We start from the raw sequence: 8,477 nt of genomic DNA, 5'->3' as shown, positions 1-8,477 counted from the left end.
TAGCTGATAAAAACTCACCTTGCCTAACGCCCGGCTAAGGGGTTGACAACGCACCGCCGAACTCAAAAAACACACTGTAAACACTGAACTTCAATTTTGAACTAAAGCCGCCACGCGTTGGCAATCCTTCTTGAGCCGTTTGTTAGCTGCTGCACTTTAGCCGGAGATTGACTACCCAACGGCCTAATTTAAAACACATTATTATTTTCAAGCGACAAAGTAAAACGGACAACTTCGAAACCAAAACCTAAACCACGAAAAGCACTTGGCAAAGAAGAAATAACCGAGAAACTGACGAGCTTCTAGGGCTTAAATTTGCAAAGAATTCTTTCGAAGAAGCCAACAACCAAGTGCGCGAAATCCATTTAAGCGCGAAAGAGCCTCAAAACCAAAGAAGCCACACCAAAGAAATAAACAAACACACCACTTCCCGTAAGAAGGCTTCGGTTAGTTCAAACACTTCACGAACAGTGCCACTGGCGAGATACATGGAAAAGTGCTGACTTTCAGGTGTAAAGCTAGAGCCTCAGACTAAGAAAAATAAGCGCTTCATTTTATGGCTTTTCTTAACCTCAGCTAACGCCCAATTAAGGGGTGAACAACGCTACCACCCATACCTAAAGCATTGTGCCATAAACACTAAATTTGAAGTAGAAGCAAAAATGCCAAGCGTTGTGAATCCCTCTTAAATTGCTTGTTAGTTGATAATTTCAAATAGCGCACCTTGCCAAAGCCCAAGAATTCCAGCAAAAACAAAAACTAACAAACTACCGATGAAAGGGAATATATAGTCAGTAACTGCGGGAGTCATTGTGGTAAACCGAATAATACCAAAAATCTGATATTTGATGATCTTCCACCAATAAACTTCGATAGTGCGATTCTCGACTATGACACCACCACTTTCATCCTGACCTTTTTCCTCCTGGAAACTAAGTGTCCAACCATTAGCTTTCATTTGATAATACAAACTAGCATTATTTAAGTAGTCCCCACTACATTGCGAACGCGCTAACTGAATCAAATATGTATCGCAATAGCGTCCCATTTCCCTACACCAGAGGTTTTTGAAAGTACAGGATTCATATTCGAAAAAGTACACTATAAATCGATAAAAGAAGTACGCCCATATACACCACAAAAACCAAAATGTAACTTCTGGTTTATCGAAACCACTAAAGCTAATACCGACAACGCTCAGTTGCGATATTTTGACTTGGGCTAGAAAGCAAAATAGCAGAATACCACTTACCGTATATAAATTTCGACGCTGTCGAATAAAGCCTTCGTTCATGGTTGCAAATTACTCCTTTCAACTAACGCCCGGCTAAGGGGTTGACAACGCACTGCCGAACTAAAAAAACACACCTTAAACACTGAATTTCAATTTTGCACTAAAGTCGCCACGCGTTGGCAATCCCTCTTGAGCCGTTTGTTATGCCTGTGTCGAGGATGCTTGCAGATAGTCATCACTTACTTCAAGTTCATAAACCGTTTTTGATTTTACTAAGCAATCACGCATTTTCTGACGGAAATATTGATACTGCTTATCTGCTATGTCATGATCTTTTTCCCACAGTTCTCGACTTGGCCATTGTGCATAACCAACTAGAACATTAGGGTTTTCAGATATGTGTAATCTGGAACCGAAGCTACCACAATATTTGTAAATTACTTTTGTTACTTCAAGCCATGCTTCTCGAAACTCAGCCTGTTTTCCGTCTTTAATTTCAAACTCATAAACTGCGATGAACATTCTTATCTCCATAAGGCATAACGCCCGGCTAAGGGGTTGGCAACGCACCACCGAATTCAAAAAACACACTGTAAACACTGAACTGCAATTTTGCACTAAAGTCGCCACGCGTTGGCAATCCCTCTTGAGCCGTTTGTTATGCAAATTCAATGAGATAAATCGACTTTACACGACCAAAAACCACAATTGCAATGGCTGAGTGATTCAAGAATCAACCCAAGCAAGAACTGCGATAAATAAGCCGCCAAAACAAAGTTCACCTTTCAACAACAAACCAAGCTTTTGAATCAGGAAAACTCAACAAGCAAGACTTTCAGAAAATGCGAAATGCTCGATTAACTTGCCCTTTCCACACTTTGCGCCCGCTAAATTCACAACAAACCAGCACCAAAACTCATTGAGGCAAACAAAGAAACTTGCCTGTTTTACGGTTTGAGTTGACCACGAATTTGAAGGCGAAAATGCTTATTTGCCGACAACATAAAACGAATGGCCGGAGAAATCCCAAACGATTGAGCCCCTCAATTTACCTGAGTTGCATAACGCCCGCTTAAGGGGCAGCCAACACTACTACCAACTTACTGCATAACACCGTAACCACAAAAACCAACGCATAGTGAAAATGCCACGCGTTGGCTGTCCCTCTTGAAGCGTTTGTTAGCTTTTAGTTGCACCCTCCAGCCATGAATTCATTCGAGCAATATAGTTATCAAGTTCTGCATTTTGCGAGGTAGATGTATCTAAAGTTGACTCCCAATACTCTAAGTCAGATTGATAATGAGGCTGAGGATGGATGTTTTTGTAGTCAAAGAACATAAAATCTAGTTTAGCCATGAAGTAGAGATCATTGAACACTATTATCTCGACAATGTTTTTATAAAATACATCTAAATCAAAGAAATCATTAAAGATAACACTAAGTATATGAGGTACTTTATGTCTTTCGACATCTATATTTTTAATACCAAGGTGGCTACTCATTGCATCTATTTGATACTTATTTCCAACTTCAACCTGACGATAAAGTATATCAAAATAAATAGAGTTTTTTGCCAATGGCGTGATAAGCTCTTCAAACCAACTTACAATTTCCATGCGTTTTTCTGTGTCGTAAGGAAACCTTTTGTAAGTTATAACGTTGTCTCCCTCCAGTATATAATCCTCTTCACTAAGAGCTAGTTCCCGAAGACTATTAAATTTTTTAACAAACGAAGGAAAAAGAAAGTTTGGAGCAACTTCTTCAATTATTAACTCACAAGTCTGTTCTAACTCTTTTCTCTTTGTTTTTGCTAGGGACAAAGAATTGTTAATCTCTTCTTTTATTTGAGAGATTCGCTCAGCTTGTTCTTTTGTTAGACTTGTATTTGAAAGCTGCTCATCCAGATCCACTTTTAGTAATTGTTTAAATAGCACCTTTATAACTGAGATGTACTCTTCCAAATGAATTCGTTGAACAGTGAGACCATTACCTTGGTGGTATAGCTTATTTCTAATTCCATGGAAAAACTCAATTCGTGCTAAATCTTTTAAGCTGATTCCTTGTCTACTATTTTTGACGCCCTCAACAACATCATGGAACCCCTTACGAATTATGCTGTAACGTTCATCTTCCGACGTTGTAGCTCCTGTTATTTTCTTAGGAAGACCTAAATAGGTCTTTAGTAACATTTCTGCTCCAACATCCAATAAAAGGAAAGCAATTAAGTTATCTTCTTCTCTCTTTTTGCTTGCATGGTTGACAGCCTCACTCACGATTTTTACGGGAGCTTTTTGCCAAGCTTCTAAATTTTTTTTACTCATCGACTTTCATCTCTAATCTAATCAAAGCTAACGCCCGCTTAAGTGGTGAGCAACGCTACCACAAAACTCAATTATTGCACCGTAAACACAAAAGCTAAATCAAACTAAAACCGCCGAGCGTTGCGAATCCGTCTTAAAGCGTTTGTTATATGCGTACTAAATGGATCGTCGACTTTTAACCCAATTGTCTTTTTTTACAATGATACCAAGCTTATTGATGTCGCTATTTAATCTCATACTCGGTTTATCAAAAGCATCTTCGGGTGTTAACCCATTTCTAAGACGGGTACAAACCGTTGAATAAGTAACCTTTGGGTTGATACGAGCATATGCACTACGTATAGACGGGTAATGAACTTGGTTAACAGTAACAGATTTCGAATTGCCAAACCCTTCGCCGTGACCTTCCAAGGACTTCTTAACTATTGTTTGGTAACCGTTCTTATCCACCCACTCGAAATCAATAATATTAAACTGACGAACACCAATAGCGTCTTTGCCCCATACAACGTAATAGGGATTAGCCTCATCGTGTAGAGTAATTTCTTGGAGTTTTTTCCCCCCAGACATACCACTAGCGCGCCAAAGATCCCAACCACATTGCTCTGAATAGGAATACATTGAACTAGCAGAAGTTTCAGAGACCGATGCTACCTTTCCTGAAATTACTTTATTACCATCACGAACCGTTGGATGTGGATAATTTATATATTGTTTTTCCAACCAATCACACACAGCCACGTCTATCAACTTGTCAGTTAAAATTGATATATGAAGAGAATTCGACTCAACCCAAGAATAATCTATGCCACTATTTTTGCATGTAAACAATAGCTTTTGATAAAAATCGGCTGCTTTCATCTTTCCATATTGCTCAATTACCAATAGAGCATATGGTCTCAAAAACTCAATTAATCCTTTACTCATAACTTCCCTCACTTGAAAGCATATAACGCCCGGCTAAGGGGTTGACAACGCACCACCGAACTCAAAAAACACACCGTAAACACTGAACTTCAATTTTGTACTAAAGCCGCCACGCGTTGACAATCCCTCTTGAGCCGTTTGTTAGGCCAACCAATTGACACCGACACTTTCACAACCAAAGAACGAGCTTTTTTGTAAACTTGAAACAAACTAACCGATTCATTTATAAACCAAAATGCCAAATCAGCAAAGAAACAAAAAACTCAAATTGAGCGGTTTGGAAGAAAAGTGACGAGCGTAGCATGCTCGGCGGACGTTTGGATGCTGAAGGTTATTTTGCCGCTAAATTCACAACGAAAAGCAACCCAACACGATCAAGAAACAACAAATATGTGATAATTATTTATTGCTTAAGTCCAGCAATGAGAACATGGAATTCACCGTTCAATTCAAACCCGATTTAGCTGATAAAAACTCACTTTGCCTAACGCCCTGTTAAGGTGTGAGCAACGCAATACCGAAGCTCTCGCATAATACCTTAATCACTTAAACCAACGCATGGTAAAAATGCCACGCGTTGCGAATCACTCTTAAACAGTTTGTTAAATGCCTTTACATCCCACTTTTCTCAATAACTTCTAACAAAAGCAATATGAATGTTAATAATTTTATAGCCAAATCAAGCAATAACGCCATCACTTCTTCTCCTAATTACGTTTCGACATAATTAGGTTACAACTGGAAAACTATTTTCTAGTGGGGGGAATTTCGACACTTGATAAGTTCAGCATTAACGACTTTTCCGAAACTACTCGTAAACGATGATCAAAAAGTCGACGACCTTGTATCGACGGGTTAACTTCAAACAACGTCAACTTTGCGTCCGAATCTTCTACAACATCCTTAAGCCAATGACTGTAACCACGACATGCCGAGATGATGTCCAAAGGTATACTGTTTTTATCTAACAAGCCGATACCAACCGTAGCAAAAGAGAAAGCCAGATGAAGTACTGGCTTAAAGGGAGAAAACACCTCTTTCCGAGCTCTTTCTCTTACATCAACGCCATAATCTTTCCATCTATCCCATAAAACGCACATTTCAGTACCAGTCAAGCTGTGTATTTGTATCCAAGATACAGCTCGAAAGACTTTATCAACCAAGATTTTATTTGCAGTTTCTAATCGAGCTTCGAATCTTCGCAATGCAACTTTAGAGAAGTCTTCGCAAGCAAACCCTTTGTAGCCAGTCATATCGACAGGCTTGTAACCGTCTTGTCGGGCACCAAGGTACATAATTGAGTCAATTAACTGGTTTCTCTTTTCAAAGCTTCTTTCAGTCTGCTCTGGATACACAAGTATCGCAAAGAATGCTGCGGCTCCAATTATGTCATTCGATACTTCGATATTCATACAACCTCTGGCATTTAACGCCCGCTTAAGGGGCAGACAACGCTACTACCAACTTTCCGCATAACACCGTAATCACCAAAACCAACGCATAATAAAAATGCCGCGCGTTGGCTGTCCCTCTTGAAGCGTTTGTTATGTGCTAATTACGGTATATTGCATTAATAAAGTCAGCACAAATAGTAAGTGTAAGAAAACCTTGGGGAGCAATTGTATTACTACCGTGAGCATACTCATTTCTAATGTAAGGCATTGAATTAATTAATATTGATGTATATTCACCTTCAATTAATTCTGGCTCAATGACACTTAAATTGATGCCTACGTCGTTCCGCATTTGTGCCCTATGTTTATTTTTCTCTTTAATCCTTTGATGAATTTTAAAATCGTCATCGACAACCCACTGATTTTCAACAGCATAAGATAATAGCTTTTTTAAACCCCACTTAGGTTTACCTGTTTTCACTTTTAGAGCGTACTCCAATGAAGTAATCGCGTGAAATTCAGCCACAGGTATAAACCGATAAACAAACCACGAATATAACGATAAATGCTTAGAGGTAATAAAGTGATTTTTTATTTTATCTGGAACATCTTTAATTAGTTCAATTTCTGATAGTTTTTGATGAATATCTGAAAGTTCTTTTTCTCTAAGATCACCAAGTTCCGTGTCAAAAATTTTAAAATACTTTTGCCTCGTATCAGGTAACATTACTTCGCTAAGTTTTTTGAATTCTTCCACCAATTTCTCCTTTGCACATAACGCCCGGCTAAGGGGTTGACAACGCACCACCGAACTAAAAAAACATACTGTAAACACTGAATTTCAATTTTGCACTAAAGTCGCCAAGCGTTGGCAATCCCTCTTGAGCCGCTTGTTAGCTGCGGCACTTTAGCTGGAGATTTACTATCCAACGGCCTAATTTAAAACACATTATTGCTTTCAAGCGACAAAGTAAAACGGACAACTGAGAAACTAAAACCTAATCCACGAAAAGCACTTGGCAAAGAAGAAATAACAGGAAAACTGACGAGCCTCTAAGACTTAAATTTACAAAGAATTCTTTCGAAGAAGCCAACAACCAAGTGCACGAAATCCATTTAAGCGCGAAAGAGCCTCAAAACCAAAGAAGCCACACCAAAGAAATAAGCAAACACACCACTTCCCGTAAGAAGACTTCGGCTAGTTCAACCGCTTCACGAACAGTGCCACTGGCGAGATACGTGGAAAAGTGTTGACTTTCAGGTGTAAAGCTAGAGCCTCAGACTAAGAAAAATAAACGCTTAATTCTATGACTTTTCTTAACCTCAGCTAACGCCCGCTTAAGGGGCAGCCAACGCTACTACCAACTTTCCGCATAACACCGTAATCACAAAAACCAACGCATAGTAAAAATGCCACGCGTTGGCTGTCCCTCTTGAAGCGTTTGTTATAGCGTGTTTAGTTCAGTAAACGTTCTGAAACATCTGGTGGCATAACCGCCGAAAGAAGCACAGGAACAGATTCAAGAGTTACAGTACCATCCTTGATCTTGCGTTTAATATAAGCAGGATACTTTTCTGGTAGATATGTATCTTGAAACCACATTCTAAACTCAGACAATACACCAATGGGATACGCATTAATTTCAGGATCTAACTGTCGGTAAGATTCTGGATATTTATGTACTATTTTAATTCGCTCACCATATGTTGCCTCAAAGTTTTGCTGCTTCCAAAACTTAGCCCAATGAGAACCTAAACTACCATCTGGCATAATTGAGTCATCAACAACAATATTGTTACGAATAAGAGAAGCAATGATAGTCGTTGCTTCATCAAACATCGTGAAATAACCCCTAGGACATTCATTATTAAGAACACGTTCTTGAAATAGTTTCCAGCTTTCAGAGATTAAATCTTGTTCGTTGTAATCTAGACGATCATAGATGTATTTACGTAAACCTAGTTTTGCAGCCTTGCGGTAATTGCGGACAGCCTCTGGCTTTGTTACTTGCGCATAATGTGCATAGTAGTCCGTAATAGCCATCACTATCTGCTCTGGAACAGCATGAATTACACCAGTAATCGAGTTTTTACTATCAATTTCTACGTATAAGCTATCGGGAACTGAATCAGATTCTGTCCATTCTTTAATTAGTTCCGTAAGCTGTTGACCACGAACTTTACCTTGAGCTTCGCCAGCAGACCAATCTTGTGCCAGCTGGATAATTGAGCTTGGAGCTAAACCACAAAACTTGGCTAATCCTTGAAGTGAAAGAAATGTTTCACCATTAGGCAAGACGCCCATACTGATATTGTCAACTTCCTGAATTTTTACAGGGACTAAATCTAAGAGTTGCTGCCTCATACCTTTCTCCATGTAGGTAGTGTGGATATGCATTGTAATTGATACGATACGTTTTTCACATTCTTTGATAAATAAAAGTCAATTCGTGAGATACAGATGTTTAGCGCTATAACGCCCGGCTAAGGGGTTGACAACGCACCACCGAACTTAAAAAAACACACTGTAAACTCTGAATTTCAATTTTGCACTAAAACCGCCAAGCGTTGGCAATCCCTCTTGAGCCGTTTGTTATAAC

Annotated in this window: 7 protein-coding genes; all 7 read right to left on the bottom strand. The window is 39.1% G+C overall.

The genetic code is table 11. The annotated features are described in order from the left end of the window. Positions 1-697: 697 nt before the first annotated feature. Entirely contained in the window at positions 698-1,294 is a 597-nt protein-coding gene (locus AACV20_RS09080; RefSeq protein ID WP_170908057.1) for a hypothetical protein, read from the bottom strand. A gap of 141 nt (positions 1,295-1,435) precedes the next feature. Beyond that, positions 1,436-1,756 carry a putative quinol monooxygenase gene (locus tag AACV20_RS09075; protein ID WP_170908056.1) on the bottom strand — a complete coding sequence of 107 codons (321 nt, stop codon included), beginning with the start codon at positions 1,754-1,756 and terminating at the stop codon, positions 1,436-1,438. A gap of 657 nt (positions 1,757-2,413) precedes the next feature. After that, a complete protein-coding gene (locus tag AACV20_RS09070; RefSeq protein ID WP_170908055.1) occupies positions 2,414-3,556 on the bottom strand; it encodes a hypothetical protein in 1,143 nt (380 codons plus the stop codon). 156 nt (positions 3,557-3,712) lie between these two features. Continuing rightward, positions 3,713-4,483 carry a hypothetical protein gene (locus AACV20_RS09065; RefSeq protein WP_094165550.1) on the bottom strand — a complete coding sequence of 257 codons (771 nt, stop codon included), beginning with the start codon at positions 4,481-4,483 and terminating at the stop codon, positions 3,713-3,715. A gap of 746 nt (positions 4,484-5,229) precedes the next feature. Continuing rightward, positions 5,230-5,895 (bottom strand): hypothetical protein, encoded by a 666-nt coding sequence (locus AACV20_RS09060; protein ID WP_088733296.1) that lies wholly within the window; start codon positions 5,893-5,895, stop codon positions 5,230-5,232. Between the two features lie 139 nt (positions 5,896-6,034). After that, positions 6,035-6,634, bottom strand: a complete 600-nt coding sequence (locus AACV20_RS09055; RefSeq protein WP_170908054.1) for a hypothetical protein — start codon at positions 6,632-6,634, stop codon at positions 6,035-6,037. 699 nt (positions 6,635-7,333) lie between these two features. Then, positions 7,334-8,242 (bottom strand): hypothetical protein, encoded by a 909-nt coding sequence (locus AACV20_RS09050; protein ID WP_170908053.1) that lies wholly within the window; start codon positions 8,240-8,242, stop codon positions 7,334-7,336. Between the last annotated feature and the right edge of the window lie 235 nt (positions 8,243-8,477).

The sequence above is a fragment of the Vibrio sp. B4-6 genome (assembly GCF_963888245.1).
Classification (GTDB): Bacteria; Pseudomonadota; Gammaproteobacteria; order Enterobacterales; family Vibrionaceae; genus Vibrio; species Vibrio anguillarum.
The sequence above is the reverse complement of the archived record's forward strand: the minus strand, read 5'-3'. Positions and strand labels throughout refer to the sequence as shown.